Origin of the sequence: Aureimonas ureilytica DSM 18598 = NBRC 106430 (genome assembly GCF_000382705.1) — a bacterium.
In the GTDB taxonomy this organism is placed as follows: domain Bacteria; phylum Pseudomonadota; class Alphaproteobacteria; order Rhizobiales; family Rhizobiaceae; genus Aureimonas; species Aureimonas ureilytica.
In genome coordinates, this window is sequence record NZ_ARQE01000003.1 from 1 (window position 1) to 20,497 (window position 20,497).

Sequence of the window (20,497 nt, forward strand, 5' to 3'; positions counted from 1 at the left end):
GAGAAGCCGCTTACGGTGACCGCCCATCTTGCCCGGAGCCAACGAGCCCGTCGTGCGATAACGTTGCGACCACTTTACCGCCGAGGACACCGCGACCCCAAACCGCGTGGCCGCAGATCGGCAGCTCTCGCCGGCTTCGATCGCACCAACGACCCGCTGGCGAAGATCATGCGAAAGAGGTGCTGTCATCCGATGCCGGCCTCCCATCCAGTCAGCATCTTGAATCACACATCAGCCGCGATCGGAACCACAAGTCGATTCCGATAAAACCCGAAACGCTCTAAGATCGTCGATCGACGTTTCGAGCCCATGAAAAAGGGCGGTCCTTTCGGGCCGCCCTTTTCGTTTGTCCGGTCTTTTCGTGTGTCCGGTCGGGCCGATCAGGCCGCGACGAGTTCGCCGTTCGCGGCCGACTTGGAGCCGACGACGTAGAAGTTGAGGCGATCCGTGCCGCCCGAAATCTTCACGCGGTCCTCGTCCTTCACCTGGCCCATGAGGATACGCTCGGCGAGCGGGTCCTGCACCTCGCGCTGGATGACGCGCTTCAAGGGGCGCGCGCCATAGGCGGGATCGTAGCCGCGCTCGGCCAGCCAGTCGCGCGCCGAGTCGTCGAGTTCCAGCACGATCTTGCGCTCTTCCAGAAGCTTCTCCAGACGCTTCATCTGGATATCGACGATCGCGCCCATGTCGGCCCGCTTGAGGCGATGGAACAGGACGATTTCGTCCACGCGGTTCAGGAATTCCGGGCGGAAGGCCGTGCGCACCACGTCCATCACCTGACCCCGCACGGCGTCCACGTCCTCGTCGTCGCGAAGGGCGACGAGATATTCGGAGCCGAGATTGGAGGTCATGACGATCAGCGTGTTGCGGAAGTCCACCGTGCGGCCCTGCCCGTCGGTCAGGCGTCCGTCGTCCAGCACCTGCAGGAGGATGTTGAACACGTCCGGATGCGCCTTCTCGATCTCGTCGAACAGGATCACCTGATAGGGCCGACGCCGGACGGCCTCGGTCAGAACGCCGCCTTCCTCGTAGCCGACATAGCCCGGAGGCGCGCCGATCAGCCGGGCCACGGAGTGTTTCTCCATGAATTCCGACATGTCGATGCGCACCATCGCCGTGTCCTCGTCGAAGAGGAACGTGGCGAGCGCCTTGGTCAGCTCCGTCTTGCCGACGCCCGTGGGTCCCAAGAACATGAAGGAGCCGATCGGACGGTTCGGGTCCTGCAGGCCGGCGCGCGCGCGCCGCACGGCCTTCGACACGGCTTGCACGGCCTCGCCCTGCCCCACGACGCGCTTGGCGATCGCGTCCTCCATGGACAGGAGCTTCTCGCGCTCGCCCTGCATCATCCGGTCCACCGGAATGCCGGTCCAGCGGGAGACGACCTGACCGATATGGTCGGCCGTCACCGTCTCCTCGACCATCGAGACCTTGCCGTCGGCGGCTTCCGCCTCCGTCAGCTCGCGCTCGAGCTTGGGGATCTCGCCATAGGCGAGTTCGCCCGCGCGCTGATACTCGCCCTTGCGCTGCGCGATGGCGAGTTCGTTGCGCGCCTCGTCCAGGCGCTTCTTGAGGTCGGCCGCCAGCCCGAGCTTGGACTTCTCGGCCTGCCAGGAGGTGGTGAGCCGGTCGGACTCCTCCTCCAGATTGGCAAGTTCCGCCTCCAGCCGCTCCAGCCGGGAGCGCGAGCCGTCGTCATGCTCCTTCTTCAGCGCCTCGCGCTCGATCTTGAGCTGCACGACGCGCCGGTCGATCTCGTCCAGCGCCTCCGGCTTGGAATCGACCGCCATGCGCAGGCGCGCCGCGCCCTCGTCCACGAGGTCGATCGCCTTGTCCGGCAGGAAGCGGTCGGTGATGTAGCGGTTCGATAGCTGCGCGGCGGCCACCAAAGCCGAGTCCGAGATGCGCACCTTGTGATGCTGCTCGTACTTTTCCTTCAGGCCGCGCAGGATCGAGATCGTGTCCTCGACGGTCGGCTCCGACACGAAGACCGGCTGGAAGCGCCGGGCGAGCGCCGGGTCCTTCTCGACATGCTTGCGGTACTCGTCGAGCGTGGTGGCGCCGACGCAATGCAGCTCGCCGCGCGCCAGAGCGGGTTTCAGGAGGTTGGACGCGTCCATCGCGCCATCCGCCTTGCCCGCGCCGACCAGCGTGTGCATCTCGTCGATGAAGAGGATGATGCCCCCTTCCGCCGCCGTGACTTCGGAGAGAACCGCCTTCAGGCGCTCCTCGAACTCGCCGCGATATTTCGCGCCGGCGATCAGCGCGCCCATGTCGAGCGCCATCAGCTGCTTGTCGCGCAAGCTTTCGGGCACGTCGCCATTCACGAGGCGCAGCGCCAGACCTTCGGCGATCGCCGTCTTGCCGACGCCGGGCTCGCCGATCAGCACCGGATTGTTCTTGGTTCGGCGGGACAGGACCTGGATCGTGCGACGGATTTCGTCGTCGCGGCCGATCACCGGGTCGAGCTTGCCCTCGCGCGCGTCCTTGGTGAGGTCGCGGGCATATTTCTTGAGCGCGTCATAGCCCTGCTCAGCGGAGGCCGAGTCGGCCGTGCGGCCCTTGCGCAGATCGTTGATCGCGGCATTCAGAGCCTGCGGATTGACGCCGGCCTTCGACAGGATCTCGGCCGTCTTGGCGCTCTTTTCCATCGCGAGGGCGAGAAGCAGCCGTTCGACGGTGACGAAACTGTCGCCCGCCTTCTTGGCGATCTCCTCGGCCGTGGCGAAGACCTTGGCCGTCGGCGCGGCCAGATAGATCTGTCCGTTGCCGCCCGACACGCGCGGCAGCGCGTCGAGCGCGGCGTCGACGCCGAGGCGCACGTCCTTGGAGCGGCCGCCCGCGCGGTCGATCAGCCCGGAGGCGAGGCCCTCATTGTCGTCCACCAGCACCTTCAACAGGTGCTCGGGCAGGAATTGCTGGTGATCGCGCGACAGGGCCAGCGTCTGCGCCGCCTGCATGAAGCCGCGAACCCGCTCGGTGTAGCGTTCCATATCCATATTCGTCTCCTTGTCAGTGCTCCACCCGCTGGGCGGCATGGAGCCCGTCTTCGAAGTCGGCCGCCCTTCAGGCCAGCCGCTGAGCGGAATATGGGAGCCGCCTCGCCCGCATCAAAGAGGCAGGCCGCCTCTCGAATGCGGGTGAACAGACAAATTTTCACGCAGGCGTGAAGCGTTCGGCGTCCCGCGCGGGCGGAAAGCTCTCTCAAGCGCAACAAAAAAGCCCGGCGGAATGCGCCGGGCTTTTCGATGGGTCCTGGAGAAGGCTCAGTCGTGGGAGGCGAGTTCGAGATCGGACGAGCCGCCCTCGCCGCCATCCTCGTCGGTCTTCTTCTTGCGCGGGCGGCCCGGCTTGCGCTTGGGCGCCGCGTCGCCAGCTTCCGCCTCGGGGGCGGGCGCCGGGCTCGCCGCACGGGTGCGGCGCTTGGGCTCTTCGGTCGCGACCTCGGCGGCCGGCGCCTCGTCCTGCGCGGGTTCGCGGCGGGTGCGGGTGCGCGGGCGGCGCTGCTCGGTGCCGGCGTCGTCCGACGAAGCCTGCGCCTCGACCGGCGCGGGCTTGGCGGCTTCCACCGGGGCGGGCGTCACGCTCGCAGCGGGCTGCGCGTCGCGGATTTCGGCGGCGGGCGCCGGGGCCGGCGCGGCGGGCTGTGCCGGCGCCTGCTCAGGAGCGGCGGCGGCCGGAGCCTCGCCCGCATTCTCGCCGGCGCCTTCGGGGCGGCTGCCGTCGATGCGGCCGAAGCGTTCCTCGAAGCGGCGCTCGCCGGAACGGTCGTTGAAGCGCGGACGATCGCGATCGCGGTCGCGGCGGTTCTCGCGGCGCTCGCCCCGTTCGCCATTGCCACGCTCGCCGCGCGGGCCGTCGAAGCGCTGCCCTTCGCCGCCCTGCGGCGCGGCCGGGGCCTCGCCGCCATCCTCGCGTGCGGCGGGATAGGGCTGCGGGCCGCTGCCGGCCGGCGCGTTCTGGCGGTCGCGGTCGCGATAGCCGTTGTTGTCGTTGCGATCGCGGTTGAAGTTGCGCTCGCCGCGTTCGCCCCGGTCGTTGCGGAACTCGCGGCGCTCGCCCCGGTCACCCCGGTTGTCGCGACCTTCGCGGTTCTGGCCGTCCCGGTTCTGACCATCGCGATTCTGGTAATCGCGGGTCTGCCCATCCCGGTTCTGGCCGTCGCGATTCTGGTAATCGCGGCTTTGCGCGTCCCGGTTCTGGCCGTCGCGGCCCTGATGCTCGCGATGCTGGCGCTCGCCGCCATTGTTGCCGTTGTAGCCCTGGCCGCCGGAGCGCTCGCCCTGCGGGGCGAAAGCCGCCGCCTCGCCGGCGCCGCCCTCTTCCATCTCGTCGTCGAACTCGTCGAAATCGCGCTCGGGCTGCGAGGGCTTGAACTCGCCCATCGCGGCGGCGACGATCCGGCCGTAATGTTCGGCGTGCTGAAGATAGTTCTCGGCCATCACCCGATCGCCGGAGGCGGCGGCGTCACGCGCCAGGGTGGTGTACTTGTCGGCGATGTGCTGCGCCGTGCCGCGGATCTTGACGTCGGGACCATTCGACTCGAACGAGCGGGACAGGGGATTGGGGCCCTTGCGTCCGTTGTTGTTGCGCCCGCGCATCCGCTGCTTGTTCTGCTGCTGTCCTGGCCTCATGAGCTTCCTGTCGTTTGGATATCCGGCATTCAAGCCGATCGGGCTCGCCGGTTGGGCTCCATGGCGCGAATGCACGCTCGGCGGCTTCGCTCGGGTCTTGTTCGGAGTCTGCCGGAAACACGCGGGTTAGGCCGGCGTCGCTCATCTGGGAGTGTGCTGTCCATTGCGGCGATCCCCTTCGCCGCGCTGACGGACGGGACGGAGCTTCCTCGAGCGTCCCGTCTTCGGCAGGGTTGCTTGGACCCGGCCGATCGTAGGGGACGTCCCCCTCGATCATTCCGTCTTTCAATCTTCTAGTAGTGATCCGCGCGCCAACCCACAAGAGGTCTTTGCAGGGCGAAGGAGAAGTTCGCACCAGTTTGGCGGTTTTCCCCCTGATATTTAAGCGCGATCGTCGCTTTGAAACCACAGGGCGCGGGCGATCCCCGCAAGGTCCGCGCGGGTTTGGCGCCAGACGAGGCCCGCTCCCTCGCCCAAAGCGCGCACGTCGCGCTCCTGCCCGATGCCGATTTCGAGAAGGAGATCGCCTCCCGGCGCCAGGCAAAGCCGTGCGGCTTGCGTCAACGCGCGATAGGCGTCGAGCCCGTCCGCCCCGCCGTCAAGTGCCAAGCGCGGATCGTGCTCGCGAACGCCCGGGTCCAGCGCGTCGACGTCGCGGCTCGGAATATAGGGCGGGTTGCTGACCACGGCGGCGAGCGAGCCGGGCCCGATCGCGCCGAGATAATCGCCCCGCAGCGGCAGGAAGCGATCCGCGACGCCCGCCGCACGCGCGTTCTCCAGCGCCGTATCGAGAGCGCCCTCCGACAGGTCGATGGCGACGCAGCGGCTTTCCGGAAACAAGGCCAGAAGCGACACGCCGATCGCGCCCGTGCCGACGCCGACATCGGCGAAGAGGAGGTTTCCAGTGCCCTTTTTGCGGAACGCCTCGGCGGCGAGTTCGACCAGCACTTCCGTGTCCGGCCGGGGCTCCAGCGTGTCGGGGGACAGCTGGAACTCGTGTTCGAAGAAGAAGCGGCGCCCGAGAATGCGCCCGACCGGCTCGCCCGCCAGACGGCGCCGCGTCCGCTCACGGAGCCGCTCGGCCCCTTCCGGCGCGACAGGCTCGTCGGCCCGCAGGATCAGCCCGGCCGCGTCGAGCGCGAACGTGTCGCAGACGAGAAGCCGCGCGTCGAGATCGGGCGTCTCGAAGCCCGCGTTCCGCAAGGCCTGGCGCAGCGCGCGGTGCAGCGCGCCGATCGTCGCCTCGCTCACGCTGCCGATCGTCCCCTCGCTCACGCTCAGGCGCCCATGGCGGCCAGACGCGTCGCCTGATCGTCCGCGACCAGCGCATCCACCAGTTCGTCCATCTCGCCCTCGATCACGCGGTCGAGCTTGTAGAGCGTCAGGTTGATGCGGTGGTCGGTGACGCGCCCCTGCGGGAAATTATAGGTGCGGATGCGCTCGGAGCGGTCGCCCGAGCCGACCTGCGCCTTGCGGTCGGCCGAGCGCTCGGCGTCGATGCGCGAGCGCTCCATGTCGAAGAGGCGCGCGCGCAGGACCTGCATGGCCCGCGCCCGGTTCTGGTGCTGGGACTTTTCCGAGGAGGTGACGACGATGCCGGTCGGCAGATGCGTGATGCGCACGGCCGAATCGGTCGTGTTGACGTGCTGGCCGCCGGCGCCCGACGAGCGCATCGTGTCGATGCGGATGTCCTCGTTGCGGATTTCGATATCGACCTCTTCGGCCTCCGGCAGAACGGCGACCGTCGCGGCGGATGTGTGGATGCGCCCCTGCGATTCGGTGGCGGGCACGCGCTGGACGCGGTGGACGCCCGATTCGAACTTGAGACGCGAGAACACGCCGACGCCCTTCACCGAGGCCACGACTTCGCGATAGCCGCCCGCTTCCCCCTCGGAGGCTTCGAGCACCTCGACGCGCCAGCCCCGGCTGTCGGCATAGCGCTGGTACATGCGGAAGAGATCGCCCGCGAAGAGCCCGGCTTCCGAGCCGCCCGTGCCGGCGCGGATTTCGAGGATCGCGCCCTTGGCGTCGGCCGCGTCCTTGGGCAGAAGCAGGATCAGAAGCTCGGCCGAAAGGGTTTCCAACCGCACCTCGACCTCGCCGATCTCGCTCGCGGCGAGATCGCGCATCTCGCGGTCGGAGGCCGGGTCTGAGAGCATGTCCTTGAGGTCGGCGAGTTCGCGCTCCGCGGCGCGATAGGTGCGGATGCCCGCCACCACGTCTTCCAACCCCGACCATTCGGTCGCGAGCTTGGCATAGATCTCATGGTCCGGGCCGGACGCCATTTCGGCCTGAAGCTGGTCGGCCCGCCTCAGGATTTCCGTCATGGTGTTTTCGGGAAGGATGGCCATTCTTCGCCCTTGTAGCGGGCGCGCGCTCGGCACCCCGCAAGGGGGAGCCGTTCTGCGCGCGGTTCGTGCGTGCGTTCAGCAGGGGATCGAATTCGCGCTCGCGAACTCTTCCAGAAGCTGACGGAAGGTCTGCTTCGGGTGCTTCTCGACCAGATGGGCGGAAATGCGCCGATGCAAGGCCTCGGCGTCGAGTTCCACCAGCATGGCCTTGACCGGGCCGATCGCCGCCGAGGTCATGGAAATGGAGCGGAAGCCGAGCCCGATCAGCGCCATGGCCGAGAGCGGGCGGCCCGCCATCTCGCCGCAGAGCGTCACCGAAACGGAATTGCGCTTGGCCGCTTCCAGGATCTCGCGCAGTGCCCGCATGAAGGGTGTCGAGAGATCGTCGAAGCGCCCGGCGATCTGCGCATTGCCCCGGTCCACCGCCGAGAAGAACTGGAACAGATCGTTGGAGCCGATCGACACGAAATCGACGAGCTGCATCAGCTCGTCCAGTTGGAAGAGAAGCGAGGGCACCTCGATCATCGCGCCGAGCTTCAAGCGGCGCGGCATGACATGGCCGAAGCGCGTCAGGTGCTTGAACTCGCGGCTGATGAGGTCGCGCGCCTGCCGCATCTCGTTGAGATCGGTCACCATCGGGAACATGACGCGCAGCTCGCGCCCGCCCGCCGCCTTCAGAAGCGCGCGAAGCTGGGTGCGCATGAGGCCGGGCCGGTCGAGCGCCAGACGCAGGGCGCGATAGCCGAGCGCCGGGTTCTCTTCCGGGCTCTGGTGCAGATAGGGCAGGACCTTGTCGCCGCCGATATCGAGCGTGCGGAAGGTGACCGGCTTGTTGTTGGCCGCGTCCAGCACGGCGGCGTAGAGCCGCTCCTGATCGCTGGTCTTGGGCATGGTCGAGGCGATCATGAACTGCAGCTCGGTGCGGAACAGGCCGATGCCGGCGGCGCCCGCGGCTTCCAGCTGCGGCAGGTCCACGAGGAGACCGGCATTCATCATCAGATCGACATCCTGCCCGTCGCGCGTGCGAGCCGGCACGTCGCGCAGGGCGAGATAGCGCTGCTGGCGCTTGGCGCGGAACTTCACGCGCTCGGCGAAGACGCTCTCGATATCGGCGGCGGGGCGCAGGTGAACGCTCCCCTCCTCGCCGTCCACGATGATGGCGTCGCCCTTTTCCGACATGGACACGGCGCCCTTGGCCTGTCCGACCACGGGAATGCCGAGCGCGCGGGCGACGATCACGACATGGCTCGTCGGCGCCCCTTCCTCGAGGACGAGGCCACGAATCTGGTCGCGGCGGTAGTCGAGAAGCTCGGCCGCGCCCATGGAGCGCGCCACGATCACGGCGTCGCCCGACGAGCCTTCCGCGAACATGTCGCCCGAGCGGCCCATCAGCTCGCGCAGGAGCCGGTTGGCGAGATCGTCGAAATCGTGCAGCCGCTCGCGCAGGTACGGGTCGGTCATGTGCATCATGCGCGCGCGCATGTCGTTCTGCACTTTTTCCACCGACGCCTCGGCGGTCAGGCCGTTGCGCACGGCCTCTTCCAGCCGCCGCACCCAGCCCCGGTCATGGGCGAACATGCGATAGGCTTCGAGAACGGCGCGATGCTCGCCCTCCGCCGCCATGTCGCGGCGCGAGAGCATGTCCTCGATCGAGATGCGGAGGTTCGAAACCGCGCGGTCGAGACGCGAGACCTCGGCCTCGGCGTCCTCGTTGAAGAGATTGGTGACGACGACGCGCGGTTCGTGCAGCACGACATGGCCGAGGCCGATGCCGTCGGCGAGCGCGATGCCCTTGAAATGAACGGGGCGCGATAGATCGAGAACGACGCCGGGGCGCGACAGGCCTTCCAGGCTGCCGGCGGCGATCATCTCGGCCACCACCATGGCGACGGTCTCGAGCGCCTCGATCTCCTCGTCGCGATAGGTGCGCTTTTCCTTGTTCTGCACGACGAGAACGCCGAGCGTGCGCCCGGCGCGCAGGATCGGCACGCCGAGGAACGAGAGGAAGATCTCCTCGCCCGTTTCGGGCAGATAGGTGAAGGCGGGGTGCTTCTGCGCGTCCTGCAGGTTCAGGGCTCTGGCCGTGGCGGCGATCGTGCCGACGAGGCCTTCGCCGAGGCGCAGCTGCGCCAGATGCACGGAGCCCGGATTGAGGCCCTCGGTGGCGTAGAGTTCCAGGACCCCGTCGGCGCGCAGGACGTAGAGCGAGCAGACTTCGGCCACCATATTGGCGGCGATCTGACGAACGATCTCGTCGAGCCGGGCCTGTGGCTCCAGCGGCTCGGCCATGAGTTCCCTGATCCGGCGCATCAACATGCGCGGTCCCGAGGAGTCGCTTCGCATCAGAGGCGTCTTCCGTCAGCGATGAGCCTTCCCGGTCGGATCGCTCCGGCCGGGACGAAGGGACGGGCGCCCGAACCGGGCGCCCTCAAAATCAAGCTTTGTCGAGACCGTAGACGGAATGCAAGCTCCGCACGGCCAGCTCGGTATATTCGCGGTCGATCAGGATGGAGATCTTGATCTCCGAGGTCGTGATCGCGCGAATGTTGATGCCCCGCGCGGCCAGCGCCTTGAAGGCGGTGGCGGCGACGCCCGTGTGCGAGCGCATGCCGATGCCGATCACCGAAACCTTGGTGAGGTCGCGCTCGGACTGGACGACGTCGAAGCGCATCTCGGCCTTGGCGTTCTCGATCACCTGCATGGCCTTGGCGAGGTCGCCGGCCGGCACGGTGAAGGTCATGTCGGTGCGCGTGCCGTCTTCCGAGACGTTCTGCACGATCATGTCGACATTGACGCCGGCGTCGGCGAGCGGGCCGAAGATGGCGGCGGCGACGCCCGGCTGGTCCTCGACGCGGCGCAGCGAGATCTGCGCCTCATCCTTGGCGTAGGCGATGCCGGTGACGACCTGCTGTTCCACGATTTCATCCTCGTCGCAAATGAGTGTGCCGGGCGGGTTCAGGAAATCGCCCATGCCCGGCGCGTCCGGGTCCTCGAAGGAGGAGCGCACGAAGGTGCGCACCTTGTGGACCATGGCGAGCTCGACCGAGCGCACCTGAAGCACCTTGGCGCCGAGCGAGGCCATTTCGAGCATTTCCTCGAAGGACACGCGCGGCATGCGCCGGGCCTTGGGCTCGATGCGCGGATCGGTCGTGTAGACGCCGTCCACGTCCGTGTAGATGTCGCAGCGATCGGCCTTCAGCGCGGCCGCGACGGCCACCGCCGAGGTGTCCGACCCGCCGCGCCCGAGCGTGGCGATCCGGTTGTCGGGCGCCAGTCCCTGGAAGCCGGCGATCACGGCCACCTGCCCCTCGCCGAAGCGGCGCACGATCTCGGAGCCGTCGATCTCCTGGATGCGCGCCGAGGCGTGGGCGCCGTCGGTGCGGATCGGGATCTGCCAGCCCTGCCAGGAGCGGGCGTTGATGCCCATGTTCTGAAGCGTGATGGCCAGGAGCCCCGCCGTGACCTGCTCGCCCGACGCCACGACCGCGTCGTATTCGCGCGCGTCGTGCATGGGGGAGGCTTCGGTGCACCAGCCGACCAGTTCGTTGGTCTTGCCGGACATGGCCGAGACCACCACGGCCACCTGATGACCCGCGTCGACCTCGCGTTTCACATGGCGGGCCACGTTTCGGATTCGGGCGATGTCGGCGACGGAGGTGCCGCCGAATTTGAGAACGAGACGCGCCATGAAACCATCGTGCCAGCAAGGGCCGGCATCGCGAACGAAGGCGCGGGGCAGACCCAGGATAAAGAAACGCCGGCCGGCGGCGTGTTCCCTTGAATGAAGCGAAGAAGCCGAAGGCAGGCGGGCCGAGTTAACCGAACCCGCGCGGTTTCGCAAGGTGAACCGGCGCCCTCCCCCGCTTGACATTCGAGGCGTGCGCGGAACATGCCGGGCGCAAGCACGAGGCCGATCGGAGAGAACCATGGCGGACGCAGCGCGGCAGACGACGGTGGACGCGGGCGAGGTGGAACGCTTCTCGCGCCTGTCGGCCGAATGGTGGAACCCGACCGGCAAGTTCAAGCCGCTGCACAAGTTCAATCCGGTGCGCCTCGCCTATCTGCGCGAAGAGATCGCCATGAATTTCGGGCGGGACCTTCAGTCGCTGACGCCCTTCACCGGCCTGCGCATGCTCGACATCGGCTGCGGCGGCGGGCTGATCTGCGAGCCGCTGGCGCGCCTGGGAGCGGAGATGCTCGGCGCCGATGCCTCCGCCACCAATATCGAGGTCGCCAAGATCCATGCCGCGCAGGGCGGCCTGTCGATCGACTACCGCGCCGAGACGGCCGAAGCGCTGGATCAGGCGGGCGAGCGCTTCGACGTCGTGCTGGCGCTCGAAGTCGTGGAGCACGTCTCCGACGTCGATCTCTTCCTGCGCTCGGCCGCGCGCATGGTGAAGCCGGGCGGGCTTCTCTTCGTCGCCACGATCAACCGCACGATGAAGGCCATGGCGTTCGCCATCGTCGGCGCGGAATATGTGCTCGGCTGGCTGCCGCGCGGCACGCACCAGTTCTCCAAGCTCGTGCGCCCCGAGGAAATCCGCCGCCCCGTCGAGGGCGAGGGCCTCGCCTTCATCGACCAGACGGGCGTCGTCTACCATCCGCTCGCCGACGAGTGGCGCCGCTCTCGCGACATGGACGTGAACTACATGATGCTCGCGCGCCGGGGCTGAGAGCTTGGCCTGAAAAACCCGTCGCCCGGCCCGGCCGGGTTGCCGGACGGGCTTCGCGAGCCCCTTTCGGTCGCCGCGATCCTCTGCTAAAGAATGCTTCCGTTTGTGGTCAGGTTTTAGCGCGGCGCGTTTTTCGCTCCGCGACAAAGGCAGAGCGATCGATGGCAGCCCTTGCGATGCGGTTCCACCCGGAGCGTGACGAGACCCGGGTTCTGGCGTTCCCGCGTTGTCCCACCGCCGAGCGCGTGGCGGCGGCGCGCGAGCTGACGCCGGCGCAGCGGCTCGACCTGGAGCGCCTGCGCTGGCTGGCGCTGCGCTCGCAGCTGGCCCCCAAGGCCGATCTGGAGCGCGCCTGCTACGTTCTCGCGGGCCAGCCCACCGCCTCGCTCGACCGCTACGCGACGGCCTTCTTCCGCGCCCTGTGCGATCACGCGACCTCCGAAATGGGCTTCTATCGTCCCGGCGCGAGCGACGTCAGCGACGACGAATGCTGGCTCCTGCGCCTCGTCGGCGCCTGGCGCTCGGGCCAGGACGCGGCCGCCGGCGCGCTCGTCTCCTGGCGCGTCCGCCCCGCCTCCCGGCGCTGGATGCGCTTTCTCTCGCATGGCATGGTTCGCGCGCTCGACGCGGCGGCCTGATCGCCCATGCGGCGCGCACCGGCCTCGCCCGATCGAGCCGGTCCGCCCTTCGGGACGCGCCTTCCCGCCGCTCCCCTTTCCCATTCCCTGCTTATCCGCGTCTTGTCGCGCCGATTTGATCTTTGCCCCTTAGGGTGGGTTGGGCGTTTTTCGTTCCTCAGTTTAGAATGATTCCAAAAGAGAGCTTGAATCCTTAGCCGGGAGCGCGTAGTTTAGAACCATTCCAAAGAGGCAATCGCCTCCTTGCCCCGAATCACAATCGAACCATCTCGTCATCAAAGGAGAATCCCATGGGTTTCGTCGCCGCCAAGATCGAGCCGTCCGCCAAGGAAGACATCGTCAATGGCCTTACGCAGGCTCTTGCCGAGACCGCCGTGGAGACGCTGAAGGCTCAGAACTTCCACTGGAACGTCACGGGCATGAGCTTCGGCGCTCTGCATGAGCTGTTTCAGGAGATCTACGAGGATCACTTCGAGGCGCAGGACCTCCTCGCCGAGCGCATCAAGGCGTTCGACGCCCATGCCGAAGGCCGCTACTCGCTCTATCTCGAGCGTTCGGCGGTTCCCGAGCATGACGGCCGCACCGACGCCAAGACCATGGTCGAAGTCCTCATGAAGGACCAGGAGACCCTGTCGGCGACGCTTTCGGCGCTCGCGCAGGTCGCCGAGCAGCATGGCGACTGGGCGACCAACGACATGGCCACCGGCCGCATCGAGAAGCACGACAAGTTCGCGTGGATGCTCCGCGCCCACCTCAAGACGACCGCCGCCTGATCGGCTCGGTTCGTTAATCTAGAAAGGCCCGTCGGAGCGATCCGGCGGGCCTTTTCTTTTGGGGTGTTCGCAAAGGAAGGGCTAGCCGGCGGGCTGCGCTCAGCCGGCGCTTTCCGCGCCCGCCTCCTCGTCCAGCGGACAGGGAACGCCCTCGCGCTCGCATTTGCGCCTGTAGGCGATGGCCCAGAAGGCGGGGTTCTTGTGCTCGGAGCGCAGGCGCCCCATCAGATCGTCGAAGAAGCGCTTCTTGGCCTCGGCGCTGCCGGAGCGCGGGAAGGAATCCTTCTCCATCTTGGTCATCATGCAGCCGACGCAGCGCCCCGCCCGCTTGTACTTGCAGACATCGACGCACGGGCTCGGAGCATCGGCCCAAATCGCGGAAACCGTCATTCGGTGATCGCCTAACAGAAAACCAGTTCGCCCCTCAGCTAGGCGGCCTTGGGCGTCTTGTCGAGGGCGGCGGGCAAGGCCGCGCTCTCCAGCTTGTCGAGCGGGCACGGCCGGCTCTTCTTCTCGCAGCGGCGCCGATACATGCGCGACCAGTAGCCGAGACGCCCGGACGCCTCCAGCCGCGCGACGAGGAGCGTCAGGAAGCCCTTCTTCTCCGCCTTGCCATCCAGGCGCTTGAAGCGCTTCTTTTCCGGCTTGGTCATGCCGCAGCCGATGCAATGGCCGTTGTCGCGGAACTTGCAGACGGAGATGCAGGGCGACGGGGCCTTCGCCCAGGTCTTGGTCTTGGCCATGGTGCTCAGTTCTTGTCTTCGGGCAGGGGTGGGAGCGGAATGGCGGCGATGCCCTCTTCCAGAAGCGAGCGCACCTCGCCGCTCGAGGCTTCGCCGTAGATCTGCCGCTCCTCGGCCTCGCCGTAATGAATGCGCCGCGCTTCCTCGGCAAAGCCGCCGCCGACATAATCGGCCTTGGCGCGAACCTCGCGGGCAAGCTCCTGCAGACGCGCGAACATCTCGGCCATTTCCGGCGGCGCGCCGGCGACCACCGGGCCGGCCCGGGGCGCGGCGACGGCCGATGCGCCGCTCGGGCCTGGCGCATCCGACGCTTCCTCGCGGCCCGCGCCGGCGCTTCGCTCGGAACTCGCGACGGCCGGCCGCATCAGGGCCTTCTCCACCGCGTCCGAGCCGCAGACCGGGCATTCGAGCAGGCCGCGCGCGGCCTGCGCGTCGAAATCCGCGCCGGAGCGGAACCAGCCGTCGAAGCCGTGGCCGGCGGGCGCGCAGCGGAGCGAATAATGGATCATCCGCGCGCCTCGGCCTCCCCGGATGCGGGCGCGCAGTCGCCGCGCGGCGCGGGCGCCTCGAAGCGGCGGCGGTTCTTGAGATTGGGGATCTTGGCGCGAATTTCGGCGACGCGCGCGGTGTCGATCTCCGTCACCACGACGCCCGGCTCGTCGCCCGTGATTTCCGCGAGCACGCGGCCCCAGGGGTCGATCGCGATCGAATGACCGAAGGTCTCGCGTCCGTCCTCGTGCAGCCCGCCCTGGGCGGCCGCCAGCATGAAGCAATTGTTCTCGATGGCGCGGGCGCGCAGGAGAATGTGCCAATGCGCCTCGCCCGTCTGGCGCGTGAAGGCGGCGGGCGCGGTCAGAATCCCGGCCCCCGCCAGCGCCTCGGCGCGGAACAGCTCGGGAAAGCGCATGTCGTAGCACACGGCAAAGCCGAGCCGCGCCGTGCCCTCGCCGACCGCGATATCGGCGACGTTGGCTTCGGTGCCCGGCTGGTAGGTCGCCGATTCGCGCCAGCTCTCGCCCTTGTCGAGATCGACGTCGAACATGTGGATCTTGTCGTAGGTCGTGATCGTCTCGCCGTCCGGCCCGATCAGAAAGGCGCGATTGGCGGCCATGCCGCCCGGCGCTTCCACGGCGGTCGAGCCGAGATGCAGCGTGATGGCGTGGCGGCGCGCCAGGGCGCGCGCGGCGGCCACGACCGGATCGGCCTCGGCGGGTTTCAGATGGGCGCGGAACACCGTCTTGTCGCGGCACAGGATGCCGGTCATTTCCGGCGTCTGCACATAGTGCGCGCCCTTGGCGACGGCCTCGCCGACGAGGCGCTCCATGGTCTCGGCGTTGCGCGCCGGGTCGACGCCGGAGCGCATCTGAACGAGGGCGGCCTTGAAGACGGTCACGAGGCTTTCTCCTTTCAGGCGGCCAGAAGCGGGTCGAGCTTGCCGGCCCGATCCAGCGCGTGGAGATCGTCGCAGCCGCCGACATGCGTCTCGCCGATGAAGATCTGCGGGAAGGTCGTGCTGCCCGGCGCGCGCTGCATCATCTCCTGCCGGAAGGCCGGGTTCACCGTCGCGTCCTTTTCCTCGAACTGGACGCCCTTGGCGCTCAAGAGCTGCTTGGCGCGCGCGCAGTAGCCGCAAAGCTGGCGGGTATAGATCGTGACGGGAGGCATGGCGGCGTCCTTGGAGCAGGGGCGGATCAGCCAGACCATATGCGGTCAAGCGCGCCCGGCCGCAACCCTTGCGAAGACGAGGACATCCACCTCGCGCGCGCCGGCGCGCTTCAGCGCCCGCACCGCGCTCGATACGGTGGCGCCCGTTGTGAAGACGTCGTCCACCAGAAGCACCCGGCGGCCCGCGACCTGGCCGGCCTCGCGCGCCGGCACCTCGAAGGCGCCGCGCACATTGGCGAGCCGCTCGGCCGGCCCGAGGCCGACCTGCGAGCGCGTGCGCCGCGTGCGACGGAGCGCCATGGGCGCGAAGGGCGGATGGCCGCCCGCCAGAAGCCGCGCCAGCTCGGCCGACTGGTTGAAGCGGCGGCGGAACAGGCGCGTGCGATGAAGCGGAACCGGCACGATCAGCTCGGCGTCGGCGATCAGCTCGGCCCCTGCGCGGCGCATCCAGCCGGCCATGAGCGGGGCGAGATCGGTCCGGTCGCCATATTTCAGGCGCGACACGAGCCGCGCCGCGAGGTCCTCGTAGACGACCGCCGCGCGCAGCCGCGCGAAGACCGGCGGATCGGCGATCGCCTCGGCCGACAGGAAGCCCCGGCCGAGATCGAAGGAAAAGGGCAGGCCGAGCGCTTCGCAATAGGGCCGCTCGATGAAGCGCATCGTGCTCCAGCAGCTCGGGCAAAGCCCCCTCGCCTCGCCGACGGCCACGCCGCAGCCGGGGCAGGCGGGGGGATACAGGAAGCGCGTCAGCGAACGCGGCACCAGCGTCCAAGCGTGCAGCAGCGGCCCCATCGGCCCCGGTCCTCCATGCCTCCAGCGCGCGAAACGGCGCGTTCCACACGTCGTCTCGCGAATTTCCGTTCGCCTTCCGGCGCAAACTTGACGATATACCGCCCGACGCCGGCCACAAGGGCCGCATTCTCATCCTGCCGCGGGCGCTATGCCGCGCGGCCTCGCTTGCCGAGGCGTTTCCATGACCGAAGCCGCCGCTCCGTTCGACCGCTCCCTTCTCGACCGTCGGCGCCTGCGCGCGGCCGCCGGCGCCGAGCCGGGGGCCGATTTCCTGCTTCAGGCCGTGGCCGAGGAACTGGTGGACCGCCTGTCGCTCGTCCAGCGCCGCTTCGCCGTCGGCGTCGATCTGGCGGGCTATGGCGGGCAACTCGCCGCGCGCCTGAAGGCCGGCGGTCAGGTGGACCATATCCTGCGCTTGGAGCGCGACGCGCGCTTCCTGCGCGAGGGCGAGAACGGGATCGTGGCGGACGAGGAAGCGCTGCCGCTGCGCGACGAAAGCGTCGATCTCGTCGTCTCGGCCCTGTCGCTGCATCTCACCAACGACACGCCGGGCGCCTTCGTCCAGATTCGCCGGGCGCTGCGGCCGGACGGACTGTTCCTGGCCGCGCTGCTGGGCGGCGAAACCTTGAACGAGCTGCGCTCCAGCCTCGTGGCGGCCGAGGCCGAGATCTATGGCGGCGCCTCGCCGCGCGTCGCACCCTTTGCCGACATGCGCGACGCCGGAGGCCTGCTCCAGCGCACGGGCTTCGCCCTGCCGGTGATCGACCAGGATCGGCTGACGGTGCGCTACGACACGCTGTTCCACCTCATGCGCGACCTGCGCGCCATGGGCATGACCAACGTCTTGCGGGCGCGCTCGCGTCGCCCGGTCGGCCGCCGCCTGTTTCTGCGGGCGGGCGAAATCTACGCCGAGCGCTTCGCGGACCCGGACGGGCGCCTGCGCGCCACGTTCGACATCATCTATCTCTCGGGCTGGCGACCGCATGACAGCCAGCAGAAGCCGCTGAAGCCCGGCAGCGCGCAGATGAGCCTCGCGGAAGCGCTGAAGCCGAAGCCGCAGGGCTGAACGGCCCGCGATAAGGTGCCGGACGGGACAGCCCGGCACGTCCGGCCCCGTCCCGGCAGGTCCGACGTCAGGATTTGGCCAGCGCCGCGGAAACCTGCAGCATGACCTCGTTGAACAGATCCGACAGGTTGGTGCCCGTGACGCTCGCGCCCGTGATGATGGCCAGAACCAGGATCGACATCAGGACGGAATACTCGATGGCAGTCGCGCCGGCTTCGCTCGCGTGAAAACGCGACGCCTGCGCGCCGACGCGGCGACCCACGGCTTTCAACACATCCCCCGGGGTGCGGCGTCGCTCGTGCGAAGGCAGGCGCCGAAGGGCGTCGGCGAGGCCGGGCCGCCGATGGCGAAGGAGAAGCCGGACGGCTTGACCGAGCCGGTCATGGTCATGTCGATGCCCTCGCTGCTGAGGCTGCGCTCGGCGCGCGGCGACAGGCCCACCACGATGGCGATCGCCAGGGGTCCCGCGAGAAGCAGCGCGCGCAGGAGCGCGGCTCCCGTTCCACCATTGCGGCGAAGGCGGCGTTTGGATCGGGATTTCGTCATGCGGCCTCCGGGCATATGCGGCCAAGTCGTCCCTTCAGTTTTGCCCGGCAGGAGTAAACCGCCTTTTAAGCCCCATGCTTAACGACCAAACTTCCGTTTGCCTTCACAGGAGATCCTCCAGGAAGGGAATCAGCGGCAGGTCAGCCGGCGGCATGGGATAGGCGCGCAGCTCGGACGCGCGCACCCATTTGATCCGCTGCCCTTCCAGCCCCCGCGCGATGCCCTCATAGCGCCGGCACACGTAGAGCGGCATCAGGAGGTGGAAATTCTCGTAATTGTGGCTGGCGAAGGTGAGCGGCGCCAGACAATCGGCCTTGGTCTCGACGCCGATCTCCTCGCGAAGTTCGCGGATCAGGGTTTCCTCGGGCGTCTCCCCCGCCTCCACCTTGCCGCCCGGAAACTCCCAAAGGCCGGCGAGGCTCTTTCCCTCGGGCCGTTCGGTCAGGAGAATGCGGTTGTCGGCATCGATCAGCGCACAGGCGGCGACGAGAAGCAGGCGGGGCGTCGGCATGATCGGCGGCTCTTTCGAAGTGGGGTCAGACAGCGACGCCCGGCGGCGCGCGGTACACATAGCGATAGGCCTCGCGGAAGCCGAGGCGGCGGTAGAGCGCCAGCCCCGCCTCGTTCTCCGCCTCCACCTGCAGCCAGCCGGTGCGCGCGCCCCGGTGAACCGTGTGGCGCAGCGCGGTGACGACGAGATCGCGCCCGAGCCCCTGGCGCCGCGCGCCGGGCACGACGGCGACATCGAGAATGCCGGCGAGATCGTTGTCGGTGATCGCGAGCGCCACGGCGAGCGGCGCGCCGGCCTCGTCCTCGCGCACGAAGAAGGCGGCCGGCGGGCGGATGGCGCCGAGCACGGCTTCGAGGCCCGGCCGCAGCGAGGCGGGCCGCTCGTGAACCGCGAGCGAGGCTTCGAGATAGCGCTGCCCGTCATGGATCGGGATGCGGTCAATGCCGCCGCCGAGATCGATCTCGGACAGATCGGCCGTGTAGACGAGGCTTTCCCCGAAGCGCGACCAGCCTTCCGCGTCGAGATAGGCGGCGAGCCGTTCCGAGCAGAGCGGCGACTGGCGGAACAGAAGCGGCCGGCCGACCTCGGCAAAGCGCTTTCGCGCCGCCTCGATCCGCTCGGGCAGATTGGCGTCGTCCGAGCGGTCGAGCGGGTTGACCGAGTTCAGCCGCTTGGCCGGAAAGCTCGTGGTCACCCGCACGGCCCAGGTGCCGTCGAAAAAGGTCGACGTCGCCGGCCACGCTCGAAAGCCCGCCGCCTCGAGGCGACGGACCACGGCAAGGCTCGGCGGCGCGTCAGCTCCGGTAGTCGCCATTGATCGCGACATACTCCTTGGTCAGATCGCAGCTATAGACGGTCCAGCGCCCCTCGCCGAGCCCGAGCTCGACGCGGATCGCGATCTCGTCCTTCTTCATCTCGGCCGAGGCTTCGGCCTCGCTATAGGCCGGGTCGCGCTCGCCCTCGACGGCGACGCGCACGTCGCCGAAGTAGATCGCGAGGCGATCGCGCTCGGCCGGCTCGCCGGCCTTGCCGACGGCGGCGACGACGCGGCCCCAATTGGCGTCCTCGCCGGCCACCGCCGTCTTCACCAGCGGCGAATTGGCGATGGAAAGCGCGATGCGCTTGGCGGAGCGATCGTCCACCGCGCCCGACACGGTCACCTGAATTTCCTTGCGCGCGCCCTCGCCGTCGCGCGCCACCTGCCGCGCGAGATCCAGAAGCATCGCATTCAGCGCCTCGCGGAAGGGCTGGAGGCGCGGATCGGCGGCATCCGTCACTTCGGCATTGCCGGCCTTGCCGGTGGCGAAGAGCAGGAGCGTGTCGGAGGTCGAGGTGTCGGAATCCACCGTCACCGAATTGAAGCTCGGGGCGACCGCCTCGGCCAGGAGCGCCTGCAGCGCGGCGGGCGCGATCCTGGCATCCGTCGCCAGGAAGGAGAGCATGGTCGCCATGTCGGGCGCGATCATGCCGGCGCCCTTGGCGATGCCGTTCAGCGTCACGCTCGCCTCGCCGAGCGGAACCGTGCGGGTCGCGACCTTGGGATAGGTGTCGGTGGTCATGATGGCGTTGGCCGCCTCGCGCCACAGCAGGCCGTCGGTGCCCGCGATCAGTGCGGGGATCTGGGCGTTGATCTTGCCCGCGTCGAGCGGCTCGCCGATGACGCCGGTCGAGGCCAGGAACACTTCGTCCGGCCGGCAGCCGAGCGCATCGGCCATGGCCTTGGCCGTCGCCTCGCAGGTGGCGAGGCCCTTCTTGCCGGTGAAGGCGTTGGCATTGCCGGAATTGACGAGAACCGCGCGGGCCGTGCCGGCCTTCAGCGCGGCGCGGCAATGATCCACCGGCGCCGAGGGGCATTTCGACGTGGTGAAGACGCCCGCGACGCTCGTGCCTTCCTCGAAGCGCATCAGAAGCAGATCGGTGCGGCTCTTGTACTTGATGCCCGCCTCGGCGGTCGCGATGACGACGCCGGGGATCGCGGGCATCTCGGGATAGGAGGTCGGGGCAAGCGGCGAAACGGCGGTGGCCATGGCTGTTCCCTCTGGGAGGATGGGCGAACGCGCGCTTCCTGCCCCATGCGCCCTCCTGCCGCAAGGGGCGAAGGGGCGGCC

Annotated in this window: 23 protein-coding genes; 5 read left to right on the top strand and 18 right to left on the bottom strand. The window is 68.5% G+C overall.

What is annotated here, in order from left to right; all coding sequences use genetic code 11:
* The 7 genes from B146_RS28275 to B146_RS0107290 form a co-directional block, all read right to left on the bottom strand.
* Positions 1-189 (bottom strand): helix-turn-helix domain-containing protein (locus B146_RS28275; RefSeq protein WP_162141932.1); only part of this gene is annotated, 189 nt, incomplete at its 3' end.
* 191 nt (positions 190-380) lie between these two features.
* Positions 381-2,996 (bottom strand): ATP-dependent chaperone ClpB, encoded by a 2,616-nt coding sequence (gene clpB / locus B146_RS0107265; protein ID WP_019995763.1) that lies wholly within the window; start codon positions 2,994-2,996, stop codon positions 381-383.
* A gap of 267 nt (positions 2,997-3,263) precedes the next feature.
* On the bottom strand, positions 3,264-4,631 hold the full coding sequence (locus tag B146_RS29545) for a DUF4167 domain-containing protein (protein WP_081630936.1): 1,368 nt from the start codon (positions 4,629-4,631) through the stop codon (positions 3,264-3,266).
* Positions 4,632-5,012: 381 nt separating this feature from the next.
* On the bottom strand, positions 5,013-5,906 hold the full coding sequence (gene prmC / locus B146_RS0107275) for a peptide chain release factor N(5)-glutamine methyltransferase (protein ID WP_019995765.1): 894 nt from the start codon (positions 5,904-5,906) through the stop codon (positions 5,013-5,015).
* A gap of 2 nt (positions 5,907-5,908) precedes the next feature.
* Positions 5,909-6,982: a peptide chain release factor 1 gene (prfA, locus tag B146_RS0107280; RefSeq protein WP_019995766.1), complete on the bottom strand. Its 1,074-nt coding sequence runs from the start codon at positions 6,980-6,982 to the stop codon at positions 5,909-5,911.
* 75 nt (positions 6,983-7,057) lie between these two features.
* Positions 7,058-9,325, bottom strand: a complete 2,268-nt coding sequence (gene ptsP, locus B146_RS0107285; RefSeq protein WP_019995767.1) for a phosphoenolpyruvate--protein phosphotransferase — start codon at positions 9,323-9,325, stop codon at positions 7,058-7,060.
* A gap of 91 nt (positions 9,326-9,416) precedes the next feature.
* Positions 9,417-10,625 (bottom strand): aspartate kinase, encoded by a 1,209-nt coding sequence (locus B146_RS0107290; protein ID WP_244877423.1) that lies wholly within the window; start codon positions 10,623-10,625, stop codon positions 9,417-9,419.
* On the opposite strand from B146_RS0107290, the gene B146_RS29745 reads away from it, so the two are divergent.
* The 4 genes from B146_RS29745 (at position 10,569) to B146_RS0107305 (ending at position 13,066) form a co-directional block, all read left to right on the top strand.
* Positions 10,569-10,763, top strand: coding sequence for a hypothetical protein (locus tag B146_RS29745; protein WP_244498191.1), 195 nt, complete (start codon positions 10,569-10,571; stop codon positions 10,761-10,763). The genes B146_RS0107290 and B146_RS29745 overlap by 57 nt on opposite strands.
* Before the next feature lie 145 nt (positions 10,764-10,908).
* Positions 10,909-11,655, top strand: a complete 747-nt coding sequence (ubiG, locus tag B146_RS0107295) for a bifunctional 2-polyprenyl-6-hydroxyphenol methylase/3-demethylubiquinol 3-O-methyltransferase UbiG (protein ID WP_019995769.1) — start codon at positions 10,909-10,911, stop codon at positions 11,653-11,655.
* Between the two features lie 161 nt (positions 11,656-11,816).
* A complete protein-coding gene (locus tag B146_RS0107300) occupies positions 11,817-12,293 on the top strand; it encodes a hypothetical protein (protein WP_060577660.1) in 477 nt (158 codons plus the stop codon).
* A 290-nt stretch (positions 12,294-12,583) separates the two neighbouring features.
* Entirely contained in the window at positions 12,584-13,066 is a 483-nt protein-coding gene (locus B146_RS0107305; RefSeq protein ID WP_019995771.1) for a Dps family protein, read from the top strand.
* 99 nt (positions 13,067-13,165) lie between these two features.
* Here B146_RS0107305 and B146_RS0107310 read toward each other — a convergent pair whose 3' ends face one another.
* Genes B146_RS0107310 through B146_RS0107335 form a run of 6 tightly spaced genes read right to left on the bottom strand, consistent with a single transcriptional unit; the run spans position 13,166 to position 16,266 of the window.
* Positions 13,166-13,456 (bottom strand): DUF1289 domain-containing protein, encoded by a 291-nt coding sequence (locus tag B146_RS0107310; protein ID WP_019995772.1) that lies wholly within the window; start codon positions 13,454-13,456, stop codon positions 13,166-13,168.
* Positions 13,457-13,494: 38 nt separating this feature from the next.
* Positions 13,495-13,809 (bottom strand): DUF1289 domain-containing protein, encoded by a 315-nt coding sequence (locus tag B146_RS0107315; RefSeq protein ID WP_019995773.1) that lies wholly within the window; start codon positions 13,807-13,809, stop codon positions 13,495-13,497.
* A gap of 5 nt (positions 13,810-13,814) precedes the next feature.
* Positions 13,815-14,318 (bottom strand): DUF1178 family protein, encoded by a 504-nt coding sequence (locus tag B146_RS0107320; protein ID WP_019995774.1) that lies wholly within the window; start codon positions 14,316-14,318, stop codon positions 13,815-13,817.
* Positions 14,315-15,202 (bottom strand): carbon-nitrogen hydrolase family protein, encoded by an 888-nt coding sequence (locus B146_RS0107325; protein WP_019995775.1) that lies wholly within the window; start codon positions 15,200-15,202, stop codon positions 14,315-14,317. Before B146_RS0107325 ends, B146_RS0107320 begins: the two co-directional genes overlap by 4 nt.
* Positions 15,203-15,216: 14 nt before the next feature.
* The gene (gene grxC / locus B146_RS0107330; RefSeq protein ID WP_026358420.1) at positions 15,217-15,474 is read right to left on the bottom strand and encodes a glutaredoxin 3; all 258 of its coding nucleotides are present in this window, start codon (positions 15,472-15,474) and stop codon (positions 15,217-15,219) included.
* Positions 15,475-15,519: 45 nt separating this feature from the next.
* The gene (locus B146_RS0107335) at positions 15,520-16,266 is read right to left on the bottom strand and encodes a ComF family protein (RefSeq protein ID WP_019995777.1); all 747 of its coding nucleotides are present in this window, start codon (positions 16,264-16,266) and stop codon (positions 15,520-15,522) included.
* A 181-nt stretch (positions 16,267-16,447) separates the two neighbouring features.
* On the opposite strand from B146_RS0107335, the gene B146_RS0107340 reads away from it, so the two are divergent.
* Positions 16,448-17,332: a class I SAM-dependent methyltransferase gene (locus tag B146_RS0107340; RefSeq protein ID WP_019995778.1), complete on the top strand. Its 885-nt coding sequence runs from the start codon at positions 16,448-16,450 to the stop codon at positions 17,330-17,332.
* A 67-nt stretch (positions 17,333-17,399) separates the two neighbouring features.
* On the opposite strand, the gene B146_RS0107345 is transcribed toward B146_RS0107340, so the two are convergent.
* From B146_RS0107345 to argJ, 5 genes are all read right to left on the bottom strand, one after another.
* On the bottom strand, positions 17,400-17,594 hold the full coding sequence (locus tag B146_RS0107345; RefSeq protein WP_026358421.1) for a Flp family type IVb pilin: 195 nt from the start codon (positions 17,592-17,594) through the stop codon (positions 17,400-17,402).
* A gap of 5 nt (positions 17,595-17,599) precedes the next feature.
* A complete protein-coding gene (locus B146_RS0107350) occupies positions 17,600-17,878 on the bottom strand; it encodes a hypothetical protein (RefSeq protein WP_019995780.1) in 279 nt (92 codons plus the stop codon).
* A 103-nt stretch (positions 17,879-17,981) separates the two neighbouring features.
* A complete protein-coding gene (mutT, locus tag B146_RS0107355) occupies positions 17,982-18,389 on the bottom strand; it encodes an 8-oxo-dGTP diphosphatase MutT (RefSeq protein WP_019995781.1) in 408 nt (135 codons plus the stop codon).
* 25 nt (positions 18,390-18,414) lie between these two features.
* Positions 18,415-19,203 (bottom strand): GNAT family N-acetyltransferase, encoded by a 789-nt coding sequence (locus B146_RS0107360; protein WP_026358422.1) that lies wholly within the window; start codon positions 19,201-19,203, stop codon positions 18,415-18,417.
* The gene (argJ, locus tag B146_RS0107365; RefSeq protein ID WP_019995783.1) at positions 19,184-20,416 is read right to left on the bottom strand and encodes a bifunctional glutamate N-acetyltransferase/amino-acid acetyltransferase ArgJ; all 1,233 of its coding nucleotides are present in this window, start codon (positions 20,414-20,416) and stop codon (positions 19,184-19,186) included. Before argJ ends, B146_RS0107360 begins: the two co-directional genes overlap by 20 nt.
* Positions 20,417-20,497: the final 81 nt, after the last annotated feature.